Below are 17,527 nucleotides of genomic sequence, written 5' to 3'. Positions count from 1 at the left end.
GTTCACCCTGATGCTCCTGTGACGGACGCGACACCTGCGACGCCTTCCTGCCGATATCTCCGCTTTCGCAGCTGACGAGGCGGCGAGAGGACGGGAGGCCTTGCACGCTGTGGTAATGCAGCGGGTAGGCTAGATGATGCGCTCGCGGATCGTGTGCCTCGGCAGGGAGCAGGTGCGCGGTCTCCGGGACCACTGGCGGAGCCACATCCATGATCTCACGCGATGATCTTTCGGTGTGCCCGGCGACGGATCCGCTGGCGCGAACAGGTCACCGCGACACACCAGCCTGCTGTGACACACCATCCGACCGGAGCAACCGCCCACATGACGAGCAGCATCGAGGCCCCCTCGAGCGCCACCCGGGTCACCCACGACGATCTCGGTTCCGAGGAGGCTTTCCTCGCCGCGATCGACGAGACCATCAAGTACTTCAACGACGGCGACATTGTCGAAGGCACCGTCGTCAAGGTCGATCGGGACGAGGTCCTGCTCGACATCGGCTACAAGACCGAGGGTGTCATCCCCTCTCGGGAGTTGTCGATCAAGCACGACGTGGACCCGGCCGAGGTCGTTTCGGTAGGTGACCACATCGAGGCCCTGGTCCTCCAGAAGGAGGACAAGGAGGGTCGTCTGATCCTCTCGAAGAAGCGGGCGCAGTACGAGCGGGCCTGGGGCACCATCGAGAAGATCAAGGACGAGGACGGCGTCGTCCGCGGTTCGGTCATCGAGGTGGTCAAGGGCGGCCTCATCCTCGACATCGGGCTGCGGGGCTTCCTGCCCGCCTCCCTGGTCGAGATGCGTCGGGTGCGCGACCTGCAGCCGTACGTCGGGCGCGAGCTCGAAGCCAAGATCATCGAGCTGGACAAGAACCGCAACAACGTGGTCCTGTCCCGCCGGGCCTGGCTGGAGCAGACGCAGTCCGAGGTGCGCACGGAGTTCCTCAACAAGCTCCAGAAGGGCCAGGTCCGCAAGGGCGTCGTGTCCTCGATCGTCAACTTCGGCGCGTTCGTCGACCTGGGCGGCGTGGACGGCCTCGTGCACGTCTCCGAGCTGTCCTGGAAGCACATCGACCACCCGTCCGAGGTCGTCGAGGTGGGCCAGGAGGTCGAGGTCGAGGTCCTGGACGTCGACCTGGACCGCGAGCGGGTCTCGCTGTCGCTGAAGGCGACGCAGGAGGACCCGTGGCGTCAGTTCGCCCGCACCCACGCGATCCAGCAGATCGTGCCGGGTAAGGTCACCAAGCTGGTGCCGTTCGGCGCCTTCGTCCGGGTGGACGACGGCATCGAGGGCCTGGTCCACATCTCCGAGCTGGCCGAGCGCCACGTGGAGATCCCGGAGCAGGTCGTCCAGGTCGGCTCCGAGGTCATGGTCAAGGTCATCGACATCGACCTGGAGCGCCGCCGGATCTCGCTGTCGCTCAAGCAGGCCAACGAGGGCTTCGTCGAGGGCGAGGAGCACTTCGACCCGACCCTCTACGGCATGGCCGCGACCTACGACGCCGAGGGCAACTACATCTACCCGGAGGGCTTCGACCCGGAGACGGGCGAGTGGCTCGAGGGGTACGACAAGCAGCGCGAGACCTGGGAGAACCAGTACGCCGAGGCGCGTCAGCGCTGGGAGGCCCACACCAAGCAGGTGCAGACCTCCCGGGCCGCCGACGCCGAGGCCGCTGCCAACCCGGCTCCGGCCGTCACCGGTGGTGGCACCACCACCTCGACCAGCGCGGCCCCGAGCCGCCAGGCCGAGGAGCCGGCCGGCACCCTGGCCACCGACGAGGCGCTCGCCGCTCTGCGGGAGAAGCTCGCCGGCGGCAAGTGACCCGCTGAACGACGACGGGCCCCGTCCCCGCGATCGCGAGATCGCCGGGGGCGGGGCTCCCGTCTTTCCTCGTCGGCCCGGCGCCGCGGGTGTCGTCGTCTCGCCTACGCACCCGACGCGGCGGCGACCGGCTGCCTCAGGATGGTGCGTTGCCTCTCGGGTGCGACCCTGCGGAAGTCGCTGAGGTAGATCTCGTGGTGCCTGCCCACCAGCCGCAGCCCGTTGCCCGGGACGAACTCACCGTGCAGTCGCGCCAGCACCTCGGCCTCGTCGTCGAAGGAACCGACGTGCAGCGTCTGCACGCACCGCCCCTCGGACAGCGTCCCCAGGCGGATGTCGTCGAGGCGCGCCGGGCGGTTCCTGACCCCGGCCTGCTCCACGGCGGCGGTGAAAACGTCCTGGTCGATCCAGTCCGGGACCATGATCATGAGCGTCCAGTCCCACCGTGCCTTGTCGCGTCGGGCGGTGAAGGAGTCCATGTCCTCGGCCCACCACAGGCCCTCCAGGGGCGGGACGACGTAGTCCCGGCCGAGGTCCCGCCTGCTGGCGAACTTGAGCTTGTAGGCCACCGGGTAGAGGGCCTCGACGGCGCCGGTGAACGCCGGTGAGGCGTTCGGGTCGCCGTGGCCGTCGACCATGAGGTACCGCGTGTCGGGCACGTCCAGGATCCGGAACCGGCCGCGTCTGGCCTGATAGGCGTCGAGGGTCTTCTTGAAGTCGGTCTTGTCAGTCATCAGGCACCTGGGCCCGGGCGGTGAGCCACTGCCTTTCTGCCTCCAGGAGGCTCAGTGAGTAAGAGAAGACCTCCCGCGCCGGGTGCGGGAGGGGGGCCCGCGCCTGCTGCGCCATCCGGACCGACTCGATGCGGGCCTCGACCCGCGCCAGCCGGGTGCGCAGCGCCTGCGCGTACTGCCGGTCGGAGAGCAGGGGCAGGTTGGCGATGCCGGCGAGAAGCGGGTGCCGGACCGGCTGCGGTTCCTCGATGAGGGCCAGCGCGGTGCGCGCCGCGGCCGTCCGGCCCTCTGCGGTGGCGTGGAACACGCGGCGGGACTTCGGGGCGGCGGGAGCCTCGGGAACGTGGACCAGGCCGCGCTTCTCCAGCTTGGTGAGCAGGTAGTAGATCGAGGAGAACCCGATGTCGGACCACTGCCGGATGCCGCGTCGCGCGATCACCTGCTCCAGGTCGTAGCCGTGCCGGGGCCGTTCGATGACCAGGCCCAGCACGGTCAGCTCGGCGGCGGTCAGCTCCACGGTCCTATCCTAGTACTGGGATATGGCCGTGGAACGTCCCCCCGGGAACCCCGTCCGGGGGTGCCCCCGCTGCCGGCGGCGCGGCGGTGATCCGGTTGACTGGTGCCGTGCTGAAGGTGGGACTGACCGGGGGAATCGGGTCCGGCAAGAGCGCCGTGGCGAGGCGACTGGCCGAGTGCGGCGCCGTGGTGATCGACTCCGACCGGATCGCCCGGGAGGTGGTCGCGCCGGGCACGGAAGGGCTGGCCGAGATCGTCGCGGCCTTCTCCGAGCGGGTCCTCGACGCCGACGGCGCCCTCGACCGGGCGGCGCTGGGCGCGCTGGTGTTCGCCGACGAGACGGCGCGCCGCCGGCTGGAGGCGATCACCCATCCCCGCGTACGGGCCCGCTCCGCCGAGCTGGCCGCCGCGGCGGCACCCGACGCGATCGTGGTCAACGACGTGCCGTTGCTGGTGGAGGTGGGGCTCGCGCCCACGTACCACCTGGTGGTCGTGGTGCGGACGGAGGTGGCCACCCGGTTGGCGCGGCTGGCCCGCGACCGGGGGATGGACCGGGCGGAGGCCGAGCGGCGGATCGCTGCGCAGGCCGACGACGCCCGGCGCCGGGCCGCGGCGGACGTGCTGCTGACCAACGACGGCAGCCTCGACGACCTGCACGCGGCCGTCGACGCGCTGTGGCGCGAGCGGCTGCGGCCCTACGAGGCGAACCTGCGCGAGCGGCGGCCGGCCCGGTCGGACCGCGTCACCCTGGCGGAGGCCGACCCGACCTGGCCGCAGCAGTACGCGCGGCTGGCCGCCCGGATCCGGCACGCGGTCGCCCCCGCCGACCCGCGCATCGACCACATCGGCTCGACCGCGGTCCCGGGGCTCGCCGCCAAGGACGTGATCGACATCCAGCTCACCGTCCCGACCCTCGCCGACGCGGACGGCCCGCTGGCCGAACGGCTCGCGGCGGCCGGCTTCCCGCGCCTGCCCGGCGAGTGGTGGGACAACCCCCGCCCGCCCGGCAGCGGCCGGTGGGAGAAGCGGCTGCACGGCAGCGCCGACCCGGGCCGCCCCGTGCACCTGCACGTCCGCCCGGTCGACTCGCCCGGCTGGCGGTACGCGCTGCTGATGCGCGACCACCTGCGTGCCGACCCGGACCAGCGGGCGGCCTACCTGGTGCTGAAGCGGGAGCTGGCGGCCTCCGTCCCGGACAGCGCCACCTGGACCACCGCCAAGGACCCGTGGTTCGACGAGGAGCACCTGCGCGCCGAGCAGTGGGCGGCGCAGACCGGCTGGCGTCCCTGACCGGTCAGCGCCCCCCGGCAGGGGGGCGGGGCGGCGCGACGAGCGGGGGCACCGTGGTGGGCGTCAGGTCGAGCTGGGCCCAGGCGCCGGTACGGGTGCGCAGCTCCAGGCGGCGCAGCGCGCCGGACCGGTCGATCCAGTAGCGCAGCACGCCTCGGGACGTGCGCAGCTCGACCACGTCGACGCTCTTGCCGGCGACGGTGTCGCCGCGTACCCGCAGGGCGGCGCCCCGCCCGCCGGACGATCCGGTGGCCCGCAGCGCCGCGTCGAGCAGCAGACCCAGGTCGCCCGCGCGCCGCGGGTCGGCGCGCCAGCCCCGCGCGGGCGGCGGCAACGGCGGCCGGCCGGGCGACTCCACGGTGCCCGGGACCGTCGCGGCCGGCACCTCCGCCCGGCGCACGCCGGTGCCGTCGACGCGCAGCAGCGTCCGGCGCTCCGGCACGCCGAGGTCGGCGACGGCGACGTACGCGGCCCGTCCGCTCCAGCTCACCCAGCCGGATCCGCGCAGGTTCGTGGCGGCGGCGACGGGCGCGGTCAGGGTCACGGCGGCACCGCCATGGGCGCGGAGCCGGCCGGGCAACCGGTCCAGCCGGCCCCGCTCGGCGCTGGTCAGGGCACGGGGCTGCCCGGGGCGGCCGCCGAGGGCGTCGACCGGCCGCAGCGTGGGCCGGTCGCTCCGGTTCAGCTGCACGGTCACCGGTCCGACGCCGGCCAGCCCGGTCTCCAGCCGGTGCAGCCGCGCGTCGTGGTCGAGCCAGTAACGGGGGAGCCCGCCCGGCGCGGGGGTCGCGGCGCCGGGACCGGGCGGTGGTGCCTGGAGGATGTCGACCGGCGCCGCCCCGACCGTGGCCCCACCGACCCGGCGCGCGGCGTCGGCCGGCGGCTCCGGGCGGTCCGAGGCGAGGCGGAAGAGCAGGTCGAGCACGGCGGCCAGCCCCTGCCCGGCGGGCGGGTCGTGCAGCCGCCAGCGGTCCGTCGGCGGCACCAGCGGGGGCGGCGCGGGGGTCGGCACCGCCGTCGGGTCGGGGCGCAGCAGGACCAACGTCGGGGTGGCCTGGAGCAGCCCGCGCTCGGCGCCCGCGCCGGGCCCGCCGACGTCGAGGTAGACCAGCGACCGGGACCAGTCGACCCAGCCGACCAGTTCGGTACGCGCCGCGCCGGTGCCCGCCGTCACGCGTACCCCGGCCCGCAGGTCCCGGTAGTTGGTGACCCGCATCGCGGCCAGTCGCTCGCGCTCGTCGCCCGTCAGCGCCCTCGGCTGCTCCGGCCGCTCGGGCGTCCAACTCGCCAGCCCCACGGCCAGCGCGGCGGCCGAGAGCACGGCCACGGCCGCGAGCACCAGCAGGACGGTGCGCCGACGGCCGGTCACCACCCGTGGGATGCCCCCGGTGTGCGCGTCGTCGTGCGCCGGAGGGCCCTGCGGCGGGTGCGGCGGGCCGGTACGGGCGGCGGAGGTCTCCACGGGAGGTTGAACGGGATTCGCCCCCGTGGGGTGACGAGCAGGGGCGCTCGCGGCGGCCGGTCAGCGCCTCACGCGCGACCACGTCGGGTGCGCACGCCGGGAGTGCCGGGTGCTGCGACCCCTGTGCCGGGGGCGGGCCGGCCGTGACGGCCTGGCCACCTGCCCGGACGGCCGCCGCGAGCGGCCTACACGGAGAGCGTAGTCCGGTGAGATGCGCCACACAATGCGAATATCGAAGCCGATCACGGACCGGGCGTAGTCGCGCCGCGGTGTCGGACCCCCGGCGTACCGTTGGGGTCATGGCGCTCGACATTCCCCGGCTCGACGGCCGTTTCCAGGTCATCAGCGAGTTCCAGCCCGCCGGCGACCAGCCGGCGGCGATCGAGGAGCTGGAGCGTCGGGTCCGGCGCGGCGACCGCAACACCGTGCTGCTCGGCGCGACCGGCACCGGCAAGAGCGCCACCACCGCGTGGCTGATCGAGCGGGTGCAACGGCCGACGCTGGTGCTCGCGCCCAACAAGACGCTCTGCGCGCAGCTGGCCAAGGAGTTCAGCGAGCTGCTGCCGCACAACGCGGTCGAATACTTCGTCTCCTACTACGACTACTACCAGCCCGAGGCCTACATCCCGCAGACCGACACCTACATCGAGAAGGACTCCTCGATCAACGAGGAGGTCGAGCGGCTGCGGCACTCGGCGACCATGTCGCTGCTCACCCGCCGCGACGTGATCGTGGTGGCCACCGTCTCGGCGATCTACGGCCTGGGCACCCCGGAGGAATACCTCGACCGCGCGGTGCGGGTCGCGGTCGGGCAGGAGCTGGACCGTGACCAGCTGCTGCGCCGGCTGGTCGACATCCAGTACTCGCGCAACGACATGGCCTTCAACCGGGGCACCTTCCGGGTCCGCGGCGACACGCTGGAGATCATCCCGGCCTACGAGGAGCTGGCCGTCCGGATCGAGCTCTTCGGCGACGAGGTGGAGAAGCTCTACTACCTCAACCCCCTCACCGGCGACGTGGTCAAGGAGGTCGACGGGCTGGTCATCTTCCCGGCCACCCACTACGCGGCCGGGCCGGAGCGGATGGAGCGGGCGATCCGCGACATCGAGGCCGAGCTGGCCGAGCGGCTGGCCGAGCTGGAGCGGCAGGGCAAGCTGCTGGAGGCGCAGCGGCTGCGGATGCGCACCACCTACGACATCGAGATGATGCGCCAGGTCGGCTTCTGCTCGGGCATCGAGAACTACTCGATGCACATGGACGGCCGGCTGCCGGGCAGTCCGCCGCACTGCCTGCTCGACTACTTCCCCGACGACTTCCTCACCGTCGTCGACGAGTCGCACGTGACCATCCCGCAGATCGGCGGGATGTACGAGGGCGACGCGTCCCGCAAGCGGATGCTGATCGACCACGGCTTCCGGCTGCCCAGCGCCGCCGACAACCGGCCGCTGCGCTTCGACGAGTTCCTGGAGCGGGTGGGCCAGATGGTCTTCCTCTCCGCGACGCCCGGCCCGTGGGAGCTGGAGCAGGCCCAGGGCGAGTTCGTCGAGCAGGTGATCCGGCCCACCGGTCTGATCGACCCGGAGGTCGTCGTCAAGCCCACCAAGGGCCAGATCGACGACCTCATGCACGAGATCAAGCTGCGCACCGAGCGCGACGAGCGGGTGCTGGTCACCACGCTGACCAAGAAGATGGCCGAGGACCTGTCCGACTACCTCCTGGAGAACGGCATCCGGGTGCGCTACCTGCACTCCGAGGTCGACACGCTGCGCCGCGTGGAGCTGCTGCGGGAGCTGCGCAAGGGCGACTACGACGTGCTGGTCGGCATCAACCTGCTCCGGGAGGGCCTCGACCTGCCGGAGGTGTCGCTGGTCGCCATCCTCGACGCCGACAAGGAGGGCTTCCTGCGCAGCGGCCGGTCGTTGATCCAGACCATCGGCCGGGCGGCGCGGAACGTCTCCGGTCAGGTGCACATGTACGCCGACAAGATCACTCCGTCGATGGCCGAGGCGATCGGGGAGACCAACCGGCGGCGGGACAAGCAGATCGCGCACAACGAGGCGCACGGCATCAGTCCCGAGCCGCTGCGCAAGAAGATCCACGACATCCTCGACGACATCTACCGCGAGGCGGAGGACACCGAGAACAGCCGCGTCGGCGGGGCCGTACGGCAGCTCTCGCGGGGCAAGGCGCCGGTCAAGGAGACCCGCAGCCGCAGCCGGACCGGCGGCGCCGGGCCCGCGCGGGAGGGGATGGCCCGGGCCGAGCTGGCCCAGCTCATCCAGGAGCTCAACGACCAGATGCTGGCGGCGGCCCGGGAGCTCCAGTTCGAGCTGGCCGCCCGGATCCGCGACGAGGTCGCCGACCTCAAGAAGGAGCTGCGGGGCATGGACGCGGCCGGGGTGAAGTGAGCGGCCCGGTCCCGCGCCCCACCTGGGCGGCGGTGGCCGGCCGCGCCAGGCGGCGATCGGGCGGCTGATTGCGGTACGCGAGCAAGCTATTGCGCTCAGTGATCGTCCTGCGTACTCTCCCTCGGTGGGGAGGCTGGGGATGCCGTTGCCAACGAGTCCGGTCATTCGTCGCGCCCGGCTGGGCGCCGAGCTGCGTCAGCTGCGACGACGGGAGGCACTGACCCTGGAACAGGTCTGTGACCGGCTCGGTTGGGCCTCGACCTCGAAGCTGTCCCGCATCGAGCTGGGGCAGAGCCGGCCGGACCTGGCCGACGTGCTCGACCTGCTCGACGTCTACGAGGTGCCGCCGCCGCAGCGCGACGCGCTCATCGTCATCGCCCGCGACGCCGCCACCAGCCGGGGCTGGTGGAAGGCGCTGGGGGAGATGGGCGAGCGGCAGCGCACCTACGCCGAGTTGGAGGCCGGGGCGGCGAGCATCGTGGACTGGCAGCCCGCCGTCGTGCCGGGGCTGCTCCAGACCCCGGCGTACGCCCGGCTGCGGATCGCCGCCGGCCGGCTGCTCGACCCGGCCCTCGACGTGGAGGCCGACGTGCGCGCCCGGGGGCTGCGGCACGAGGTGCTGCGGCGGACGGACCCGCCCCGCTACACGGCGCTGCTCGCCGAGGCGGCCTGCGAGGCCGGCGACACCCCGCCGCAGGTGTGGCGGGAGCAGTTGCGTCACCTGGTCGAGCTGGCCGCCCTGCCGCACGTGACGATCCGGCTGCTGCCCCGGGGTGTCTCCGCGCGGGGCGGGGCGCAGCCGCTCACGCCCTACTCCTGCTACTCGTTCCCCGACCCGGCCGACCCGCGCACGGTGATGCTGGAGGCGCTGACCACCGACGTGCGGCTGGTGACGCTCGCCGACGTCGACCGCTACGAGCAGCTCACCGGCTGGCTGCTGGACGCGGCCCTCGGCCCGGAGGAGACGGTCGCGGCGCTGAGCCGGCTCGCCGCCGACTGAGCCAGGCTCACAGGTGGCGGCGGAAGCCGCCCTCCGAGTCGATCACCTGGCCGGTGATCCAGTCGGCGTCGGACGAGCAGAGGAACCGCACCAGCCGCGCGGCGTCCTGCGGCGTGCCCCAGCGTCCGCTCGGAAAGAGCTTGGCGACCTCGGCGTACGCCTCGGGCGAGGCGTATCCGGTGTCCGTCGGGCCCGGGTGGACGCAGTTGACGGTGATGCCCCGTGGCATCAGCAGCGGGGAGAGCTGGAAGGTCGCGTTCTCCACCGCCGCCTTGCTGACCGCGTAGGCGAGGGTCCGCGGCATCGGGCCGAGGCGCTGGCCGGTGGAGAAGAGCACCAGCCGGCCACCCGATCCAGCGGTGAACGCTTCGGCGAACGCTTCGGCGAGCAGCAGTGTGGCCCGCACGTTGACCAGCAGGTGCCGGTCGATCTCGGCCGGATCCAGCGTGCCGAACGGCGTGTCGGTGCAGTAGGCGTGCACGGCGACCACCGCGTCGAGCCGGCCGTGCCGGCGTAGCGCCTCGGCGACCAGGCCGGCGGGCGCGGCCGGGTCGAGCAGGTCGGCGCGGACGTGTCCGGCGTCGCCCAGCTCGCCCAGCAGGGCCGGCACGCCCTCGGGATCGCCGCCGTAGGGCTGGGCGTCGTCGAACTCCGGCAGGCCGGTGAGCAGCAGTCGCCAGCCGTCCGCGGCGAGTGTGCGGGCGACCGCCGCGCCGATGCCGATCCGACGCCTCACGCCCGTCACGAGGGCCACCCGCTGCGTCATGGGAGCCAGTCAACCGGCGTCGGCGCCCGGAGGCCAGCGGATATCTCCGCGCGGCAACCGGGCCCGGCGCCCCCGAGCCCGTCGGGACCGGCGGCCGTCGCGTGCACGGCGCACCCTAGGGCAGGGGTACGACAGCTCAGGCCGGCACGTCCACGAAGTGCTCGACCAGCGGCGGGTTGGCGAAGTGCGGGCCGATCAGCGCCCGCCACTGCGCGAAGCGCTCGGTGGCGCGGAAGTTGTCGTTGTGCGCCTCGACCGAGTCCCACTCGACCAGCAGCACGAACCGGCTCGGGGACTCGACGCCCCGGGTCATCCGCACCGACCGGCAGCCGGGCGTGCCGGCGAGCACCGGATGCCCCTTGGCGTACGCGGCGGCGAACTCGTCCTCATGTCCCGGCAGTACGTCGATGAGCGCGACCTCAAGCACCATGCCCGGAAGCCTTTCACGCCGCCGTGCGGGCCGGGCGCCGCGGGGGCCTGTTCCCGCAGGCCGGGCGGATCTAGGGTGGGCGCGCGGAAAAGGGGGAGGCGAATGATCGACTGGCTGACCGGCACGGCGTTCACCATGGCCGGCACCGGCACCACCTGGGCGGAGCTGCTGGGCTTCGCCACCGGGGTGCTCAACGTCTGGCTGGTGGCCCGGCAGCGGATCGCCAACTGGCCGGTCGGCATCGCCAACGTGCTGCTGCTGATGCTGCTGTTCTGGACGGCCGGCCTCTATGCCGACGCCGGCCTCCAGGTCGTCTACGTCGGCCTGGGCCTGTACGGCTGGTGGGCGTGGCTGTACGGCGGCGAGCGGCGCACCCGGCTCACGGTCGGCCGAACGGGCCGCCGGGAGTGGTGGGCGCTGGCGGCGGCGGGCGTGGTGCTGACCGGCGGGCTCTGGGCGCTGCTGGACCGGGCCACCGACTCCACCGTGCCGCTGCCGGACGCGCTGACCACCGCGCTGTCGCTGCTGGCGACGTACGGGCAGACCCGCAAGCGGGTGGAGAGCTGGTGGCTGTGGATCGCCGCCGACCTGGTCTACATCCCGCTGTACGCCTACAAGGGCCTGTACCTCACCGCGGCCCTCTACGTGATCTTCCTCGGGCTCTGCGTGCTCGGCCTGCGCGAGTGGCGGGCGGACCTGCGGCGTGGCACCGCCCCGACCCCGGTCCCCCCGGGCCCGGCGCCGGCGGCGGCGTGACCGGGGCGGCGGGCCCCGGCGGCGGGCCGGCGGCGCCGGAGTTCCGGCACGCGATGGTGGTGGGCAAGTTCTATCCGCCGCACGCGGGCCACCACGCGCTGATCGAGGCCGCCGCCGCCCGCTGCGCGGCCGTCACCGTGGTGGTGGCGCCGTCCCGACGCGAGTCGATACCGCTCGCGCTGCGGCTGGACTGGCTGCGCGAGGTGCACGCGGCGACCCCGTGGGTCCGCTTCGTCGGCCGCTACGACGACCACCCGGTGGACTACGCCGACCCGGCGGCCTGGGACCTGCACTGCGCGGTCTTCCGGGAGGCGCTGGGCGGGGCGCCGGTGGACGCCGTCTTCTCCTCGGAGGCGTACGGCGAGGAGCTGGCCCGGCGGTTCGACGCGGTGTCGGTCTGCGTGGACCCGGGGCGGCGCGGCGTGCCCGTGTCGGGGACGGCGGTGCGCGCGGATCCGGCGGGCCACTGGGACCGGCTCAGCGCGCCGGTGCGGGCGTGGTTCGTCCGGCGGGTGGTGGTCCTCGGCGCGGAGTCGACCGGCACCACCACGATGGCCGCCGCCCTCGCCGCGCACTACGGCACCCGCTGGGTCCCGGAGTACGGCCGGGAGCTGACCGCGCGGAAGCTGGCCCGGCTGCGCCGGCGGGACCCGGCGGCCACGGTCTTCGACGTGGCCTGGGACCGCGACGACTTCGCCGAGGTGGTCCGGGAACAGCAGGCGGCGGAGGACGCCGCGGCGAGGTCGTGCGGACCGCTGCTGCTCTGCGACACGGACGCGCGGGCCACCGCCGTCTGGGAGGAGCGGTACCTGGGGTCGACGTCGGCGCGGGTGCGCGCGGCGGCCCGGCGTCCCGCGCTGTACCTGCTGACCGACCACGTCGGGGTGCCCTTCGACGACGACGGGCTGCGCGACGGCGAGCACCTGCGGGCGTGGATGACGGGGCGCCTCCGGGCGGAACTGGCCGGCTGCGGGGTGCCGGTGGTCGAGCTGACCGGCCTGCACCGGCGGCGACTGGCGCTCGCGGTGGCCGCCTGCGACGCCCTGCTCGCGGCCGGTTGGCCGTTGGCCGACCCGCTGGTCGCCGCCGACCAGGAGCACCTAGCCTCCTAGGATGCCCTACAGGCGGTGCGGCCGGTCTCGATGCCCGCCGCCGACCGGCATCGATGGGCGGGGGTGTGGAAGGACACTCACGACCCGGGATGCGGTCGCTGGCGGCGGTGGGCAAGAATGACGGGCGAGGAGGGGAGTATTCCCCCGCGACGGAGTCGTCAGCACGGTCGAGCGCCGATCCTGGATGCGCGACCCGGCCCGTCGGTCGCCGCCCCCTCGGGGACGGCGACGGAAGAGACCTCCGACAGTCACCAGAGTCAGCGTCGCCGGCACACCGCGTCCACCGAGGGCGTACGGTGTGCCCGTCGTTGCGTGTCTGCCGGAGGAATGAACCTTGGACGTGTCCGGACTGGTCTGGGCGGGGACGCTCGTCGCCCTGACCGGGATCCTGCTCGTGGATCTGCTGATCGTCGGTCGGCGGCCGCACGAGCCCAGCGTGCGTGAGTCGAGCCTCTGGGTCGGCTTCTACGTCGCCCTGGCCCTGATCTTCGGCGCCGGCCTCTGGCTCACCTCCGGGGCCAGCGCCGCCGGGCAGTTCTACACCGGCTGGCTGACGGAATACAGCCTCTCGGTCGACAACCTGTTCGTCTTCGTGATCATCATGGCCCGCTTCGGCGTGCCCCGGCAGTACCAGCAGAAGGTGCTGCTCGTCGGCATCGTGCTGGCCCTGGTCATGCGGGGCGGTTTCATCGCGGCCGGCGCGGCGCTGATCTCCCAGTTCTCCTTCGTGTTCTACATCTTCGGTGCGTTCCTCATCTACACGGCGATCAACCTCGCCCGGCAGGGCGAGCCCGACGAGGACGAGTTCTCCGAGAACCTGCTGATCCGGTGGAGCCGCAAGGCGCTGCCGATCTCCCGGGACTACGACGGCGCCAGGCTGACCACCCACACGGTGAAGGGCAAGCGGATCTTCACCCCGATGCTGATCGTCATGATCGCCATCGGCACCACCGACCTGATCTTCGCGCTCGACTCGATTCCGGCGATCTTCGGCATCACCCAGGAGCCGTACCTGGTCTTCACCGCCAACGTCTTCGCGCTGATGGGCCTGCGGCAGCTCTACTTCCTGCTCGGTGGCCTGCTCAACCGCCTGATCTACCTCAGCTACGGCCTGGCCGTGGTGCTCGGCTTCATCGGCGTCAAGCTGGTGCTGGAGGCCCTCGCGGACAACAAGCTGCCGTTCATCAACGGCGGCGAGCACGTCTCCTGGGCCCCGCACATCCCGATCTGGCTCTCACTGACGATCATCCTCGGCACCCTCGCGGTGGCCACCGTGGCCAGCCTGGTCAAGTCCTCCCGCGACCGGCGGCGGGTGCTGACCGACGCCCGCCACTGAGTCGTACGCGACGCGACGAGAGGGGGCGCTCCCGACCGGGAGCGCCCCCTCTCGTGCCGTACGCGGTCAGACGCGGTGCGCGCCGACCAGGGTGGCGGTGCGCTCGTCGGGCAGCCGCTCCTCCAGCACCCGGCGCCGCAGGTAGCAGGCGTGCAGCATCCGCCGGTCGTCGCCGGGGCGCGGCTCGGCGGTGACGATCCCGATGTGGTGGATCCGGCGTCCGGGCCGGGCGAAGAAGTAGAGGTCGCCGGGGCGTTCCGCGCCCAGCGGCACCGGCGTGGTCACCGTCGCCTGGTCGCTGGCGTCGCGCGGGAGCAGCACGCCGAGCCGCCGCCAGGCCAGGTGGACCAGGCCGGAGCAGTCGATGCCGTGCGCCGACACCCCGCCCCAGATGTAGACGACGTCGACCAGGCGCTGCGCGACGGCCAGCACCTCGGCGGCCGACGGGGGTGTGGTGGGCACCGGCACCGCGTCGGCGTCGGGCAGCCAGAGCGGCGCGGAGTGGCCCGGCGCGTGCACCGGTTGCCAGCCGTCGACCGCCGGCCCGGCCGGGATCAGCCGGGTGCCCAGGATCACCCCGGGAAGCACCTCGGCGCCGCCCGGCGCGTCGCGCAGCGCGGTGACGGTGGCGTCGACCACGAGCGGGTCGGCGTCGGGGGTGCCGGCGACCGGGGCGAGCTGCTCGGTGGGCAGCCAGCCGGGGTAGCCGCGCGGGTGCAGCCGGGGAGCCGGCTGCTCGACCGCCACCACGTGGACCCAGCCGTCCGGGCGCAGCTCGGTGACCAGCACCCGCTCGCCGAGCAGCAGCTGGCTCAGCACACAGTCGCCGACCTGCTGGTCGGTGTCCATGCCGGAGATCCAGGCGGCGATGTCGGTACGCGTGGCCAGGGCGGGGCCGTCGACGGGGCGTACCGCCTCGGGGCAGCTCCAGAGGGTCGCGACCGCGACCCGGACCACGGCCTCCCGGCCCGGTTGCAGCTCCACGTCCACCCCCAGCTCGCGCCGATCGTCCCCGCGACCATATGAAAGTTTCCGACGGGCATCAACCAGTAGTCTGCATCTTTACTTCAGTCACGGAGCTGATGCCGAGGCCCGGCGCGTCCGGCAGCACGACGGTCGCGCCGTCGTACCGCAGGCCGCCGCGCACCGGCGACCAGGCCAGCCACCAGGCGGCGTCCAGGTCGGCCACGGCGGTGGTGCCGTAGGCGCCGACCAGGCTCGCGGCGGCGCCGATGCCCACCTGGGTCTCCATCATCGACCCGACGACGGTGCCGAGGCCGTGCGCGGCGGCGAGGTCGAGCAGCGTCCGGGCCGGATGCAGGCCGCCGCACTTGGCGAGCTTGACGTTGACCATGTCGGCGGCCCGGCGGCGGATCACCTCGACCAGGTCGCGCACGCCGAAGACCGCCTCGTCGGCGAGGATCGGCACGTCCACCCGGTCGCTGACCCAGGCCAGCCCGTCCAGGTCCCAGCGGGCGACCGGCTGCTCGACCAGTTCCACGTCGAGCCCGGCGTCCTCGATGCCACGGATCACCCGGACCGCCTCGCGCGGGGTCCAGCCCTGGTTGGCGTCCAGCCGGATGCGGACCCCGTCGCCGACGGCGGAACGCACCGCGCGGACCCGCTCCAGGTCGCCGGCGGCGTCGGTGCCCACCTTCAGCTTGAGCACGCCGAAGCCCTCCGCCCGCCGCTGCCGGGCCGCCGCCGCCAGGTCCACCGCATCGCCCGCGGCGAGCGTGACGTCCGTGGGCACCCGCAGGGCGGTGCCCCCGAGCAGCCGCACCAGCGGTACGCCGAGCCGCCGCGCGGCCAGGTCGTGCAACGCGACGTCGACGGCCGCCTTGGCCGCCTCGTTGCCGACGACCGCCCGTTGCACCTCGGTGCAGCGGGCCACCAGGTCGTCGGCGTCGCGGCCGGTGAGCGCCGGGCCGAGCAGCTCGCGGACGCACGCCTCGGAACCGGCGACCGACGCCCCGGTCACCTGCCACACCTGCGGTGCCTCGCCGAAGCCGGACCGGCCGTCGGCATCGACCACCTCCACCATCAGGGTCTCCACGGTGGTGGTGCGGCGCAGCGCGGTGACGAACGGCGTGTGCAGGGGGGCGGAGAGCCGGTGGGTGCGTACCGCGGCGATCGTCATGTGCGGCACCCTATACGGGCACGAGCAGGCGAAGGGGAGGCCGGCATGAGCGAACGAAGTGAGCAGGACTGGGAGTTGGTGGGCGCGCCGAACGCGCGGGACCTCGGCGGCCTCGTCGGCGCCGACGGCCGGAGGGTGCGTCCCGGGGTGCTGATCCGCACCCCGGCGCTGGGTCGGCTGACCGACGAGGACCTGCCGGTGCTGGCCAAGCTCGGCCCGGCCTGCGTGGTCGACCTGCGGGACCACTCGGAGACGGCGGTCGCCCCGCCGGACCGGCTCACCGGGGAGCCGCGGGTGGTGCACCTGCCGGTGCACGACGCCGAGCACCCCGTCTTCACGTACGTCTCGGCGGTGCTGCTCGGGCACGACCTGGGCGCGTACGAGGCCCTGGCGGAGCAGGGCACCCCGGCGGCGATGGCGGCCATCTACCGCTGGTTCGTCAGCGGCGAGTCGGCGCGGGCGAACTTCGGCACGGCGGTGCGGCTGGCGGCCCGGGCGGAGAACCTGCCGCTGGTCTACCACTGCTCGGCGGGGAAGGACCGTACGGGCTGGTTGACGGTGTTGCTGCTCAGCGCGCTCGGCGTGGACGAGGCGGCGATCCGGGCGGACTACCTGGCGAACAACCGGCTGACCGAGAGCCTGCGGGAGGTCCTGCTGGAGGCGATGCGGCGGCGGATGCCGGGGCTGGACGTCGAGGCGGTGCGCCCGGTGCTGGAGGTGCGCGAGGAGTACCTGGACGCCGCGTACGCGGAGGTGCGCCGGGTGCACGGGTCGTTCGGGGCGTACCTGCGCGACGGGCTCGGGGTGACCGACGACGTGGTGGCGGCGCTGCGGGGGCAGCTGCTGGAGTGAGGCCTCAGGGTCGCAGGTCGCGGCGGGCGTTCCAGGCGGCGGCGGACACCCGCGCGATCAGCCGGCAGGCGTCGTCGTCCTCCTCGCCGCCGGGGCCGCCGTCAGCGAGGTCGGTGGTGGTGCAGACGACGACGGCGTACGGCGGCGCGTCGTCGGGGAAGACCACCCCGGCGCCGTGGCGCACGCCGCGCACCCAGCCGTTCTTGTGCGCGATGCGGGTGCCCTCGGGCAGCCCGGCGGCCAGGTCCTCGCGGTGTTCCTGGGCGAACAGCACGTCGAGCATGGCGGCGCAGCCGGCCGGCGAGGCCAGCGGGCCGGGGGTGCCCACGCCGGCGGCCAGCGCGCCGAGCAACGCGGCCAGGTCGGCGGCGGTGACGAGGTTGGTGACGCCCGCCTCGCGGGCCGCGAAGTCCTCGATGCCCCGGCCGGTGACGCTGTGCCGGGCCCCGGCGAGGTCCCACACCCGTGCCACCGCCGGCAGCCCGACGTGGCCGATGACCAGGTTGGTGGCGAGGTTGCTGGAGCGGACGATCATCCGGTGGGCGAGCCAGCGCAGCGGCGCGCCGTCGCCGAGCCGCTCCCAGACGGCCTCGTCGTTGTCGTAGTGCCGGGCGCAGGAGAACCGGGGCGCGCCGGGCAGCGCCGAGTCGAACTCGTTGCGCACCGGCACCGGCGCGTCCAGGTCGAGCGTGCCGGCCTCGGCGGCGCGGTGCAGCGCGACGAGCACCGCCGCCTTCATGGTGCTGGCCGCGTAGTGGGTCGCGTCGGGGTGCCGCGTCCAGGTGGGGGTGGCGCCGACCCGCCCCACGTACGCCGACACGGTGCCGGGCACCCCGTCCAGATGGGCGTCGAGCTCGTCCCAGGTCATGCGGCTGACCGTAACGGATCGCCGACGGGGCGGCGGGCC

Annotated in this window: 16 protein-coding genes; 8 read left to right on the top strand and 8 right to left on the bottom strand. The window is 73.6% G+C overall.

Annotated elements, in window-relative coordinates; translation table 11 throughout:
- Positions 1–222 precede the first annotated feature (222 nt).
- Positions 223–1,818, top strand: coding sequence for a 30S ribosomal protein S1 (gene rpsA / locus ACFHW0_RS00490; RefSeq protein ID WP_088999324.1), 1,596 nt, complete (start codon positions 223–225; stop codon positions 1,816–1,818).
- Positions 1,819–1,922: 104 nt separating this feature from the next.
- On the opposite strand, the gene ACFHW0_RS00485 is transcribed toward rpsA, so the two are convergent.
- Both ACFHW0_RS00485 and ACFHW0_RS00480 read right to left on the bottom strand, forming a co-directional pair.
- Complete coding sequence (locus ACFHW0_RS00485) at positions 1,923–2,552, bottom strand: GyrI-like domain-containing protein (protein WP_416604692.1); 630 nt, start codon at positions 2,550–2,552, stop codon at positions 1,923–1,925.
- Entirely contained in the window at positions 2,545–3,069 is a 525-nt protein-coding gene (locus ACFHW0_RS00480; RefSeq protein ID WP_416604690.1) for a PadR family transcriptional regulator, read from the bottom strand. Before ACFHW0_RS00480 ends, ACFHW0_RS00485 begins: the two co-directional genes overlap by 8 nt.
- Positions 3,070–3,176: 107 nt before the next feature.
- Between ACFHW0_RS00480 and coaE the strand changes: the two genes are divergently transcribed.
- Positions 3,177–4,358, top strand: coding sequence for a dephospho-CoA kinase (gene coaE, locus ACFHW0_RS00475; protein ID WP_416604689.1), 1,182 nt, complete (start codon positions 3,177–3,179; stop codon positions 4,356–4,358).
- 4 nt (positions 4,359–4,362) lie between these two features.
- Here coaE and ACFHW0_RS00470 read toward each other — a convergent pair whose 3' ends face one another.
- On the bottom strand, positions 4,363–5,820 hold the full coding sequence (locus ACFHW0_RS00470) for a hypothetical protein (RefSeq protein ID WP_416604688.1): 1,458 nt from the start codon (positions 5,818–5,820) through the stop codon (positions 4,363–4,365).
- Positions 5,821–6,119: 299 nt separating this feature from the next.
- Here ACFHW0_RS00470 and uvrB point away from each other — a divergent pair, with 299 nt between their 5' ends.
- Positions 6,120–8,228, top strand: coding sequence for an excinuclease ABC subunit UvrB (uvrB, locus tag ACFHW0_RS00465; RefSeq protein WP_416604686.1), 2,109 nt, complete (start codon positions 6,120–6,122; stop codon positions 8,226–8,228).
- Between the two features lie 139 nt (positions 8,229–8,367).
- A complete protein-coding gene (locus ACFHW0_RS00460) occupies positions 8,368–9,228 on the top strand; it encodes a helix-turn-helix domain-containing protein (protein ID WP_416604684.1) in 861 nt (286 codons plus the stop codon).
- Between the two features lie 7 nt (positions 9,229–9,235).
- On the opposite strand, the gene ACFHW0_RS00455 is transcribed toward ACFHW0_RS00460, so the two are convergent.
- Together ACFHW0_RS00455 and ACFHW0_RS00450 are read right to left on the bottom strand one after the other, a co-directional pair.
- Positions 9,236–9,994: an SDR family oxidoreductase gene (locus tag ACFHW0_RS00455; protein WP_416604683.1), complete on the bottom strand. Its 759-nt coding sequence runs from the start codon at positions 9,992–9,994 to the stop codon at positions 9,236–9,238.
- Positions 9,995–10,130: 136 nt separating this feature from the next.
- Positions 10,131–10,424 (bottom strand): antibiotic biosynthesis monooxygenase family protein, encoded by a 294-nt coding sequence (locus tag ACFHW0_RS00450; RefSeq protein WP_334607336.1) that lies wholly within the window; start codon positions 10,422–10,424, stop codon positions 10,131–10,133.
- 102 nt (positions 10,425–10,526) lie between these two features.
- On the opposite strand from ACFHW0_RS00450, the gene pnuC reads away from it, so the two are divergent.
- From pnuC to ACFHW0_RS00435, 3 genes are all read left to right on the top strand, one after another.
- Complete coding sequence (gene pnuC / locus ACFHW0_RS00445) at positions 10,527–11,180, top strand: nicotinamide riboside transporter PnuC (protein WP_416604682.1); 654 nt, start codon at positions 10,527–10,529, stop codon at positions 11,178–11,180.
- Positions 11,177–12,292, top strand: coding sequence for an AAA family ATPase (locus tag ACFHW0_RS00440; protein ID WP_416604681.1), 1,116 nt, complete (start codon positions 11,177–11,179; stop codon positions 12,290–12,292). The genes pnuC and ACFHW0_RS00440 overlap by 4 nt, the downstream gene beginning before the upstream one ends.
- A 334-nt stretch (positions 12,293–12,626) precedes the next feature.
- Positions 12,627–13,628, top strand: a complete 1,002-nt coding sequence (locus tag ACFHW0_RS00435) for a TerC family protein (RefSeq protein WP_416604680.1) — start codon at positions 12,627–12,629, stop codon at positions 13,626–13,628.
- Between the two features lie 66 nt (positions 13,629–13,694).
- Here ACFHW0_RS00435 and ACFHW0_RS00430 read toward each other — a convergent pair whose 3' ends face one another.
- Positions 13,695–14,612, bottom strand: coding sequence for an NlpC/P60 family protein (locus ACFHW0_RS00430; protein WP_416604679.1), 918 nt, complete (start codon positions 14,610–14,612; stop codon positions 13,695–13,697).
- A 58-nt stretch (positions 14,613–14,670) separates the two neighbouring features.
- On the bottom strand, positions 14,671–15,768 hold the full coding sequence (locus tag ACFHW0_RS00425) for a mandelate racemase/muconate lactonizing enzyme family protein (RefSeq protein ID WP_416604677.1): 1,098 nt from the start codon (positions 15,766–15,768) through the stop codon (positions 14,671–14,673).
- 45 nt (positions 15,769–15,813) lie between these two features.
- Between ACFHW0_RS00425 and ACFHW0_RS00420 the strand changes: the two genes are divergently transcribed.
- Complete coding sequence (locus ACFHW0_RS00420; protein ID WP_416604676.1) at positions 15,814–16,620, top strand: tyrosine-protein phosphatase; 807 nt, start codon at positions 15,814–15,816, stop codon at positions 16,618–16,620.
- Positions 16,621–16,624: 4 nt separating this feature from the next.
- On the opposite strand, the gene ACFHW0_RS00415 is transcribed toward ACFHW0_RS00420, so the two are convergent.
- Positions 16,625–17,488, bottom strand: a complete 864-nt coding sequence (locus ACFHW0_RS00415; protein ID WP_416604675.1) for a serine hydrolase — start codon at positions 17,486–17,488, stop codon at positions 16,625–16,627.
- Positions 17,489–17,527: the final 39 nt, after the last annotated feature.

This window comes from Micromonospora sp. LOL_025, assembly GCF_048060285.1.
Lineage (GTDB): Bacteria > Actinomycetota > Actinomycetes > Mycobacteriales > Micromonosporaceae > Micromonospora.
This window is presented reverse-complemented; position numbering and strand designations above follow the sequence as displayed.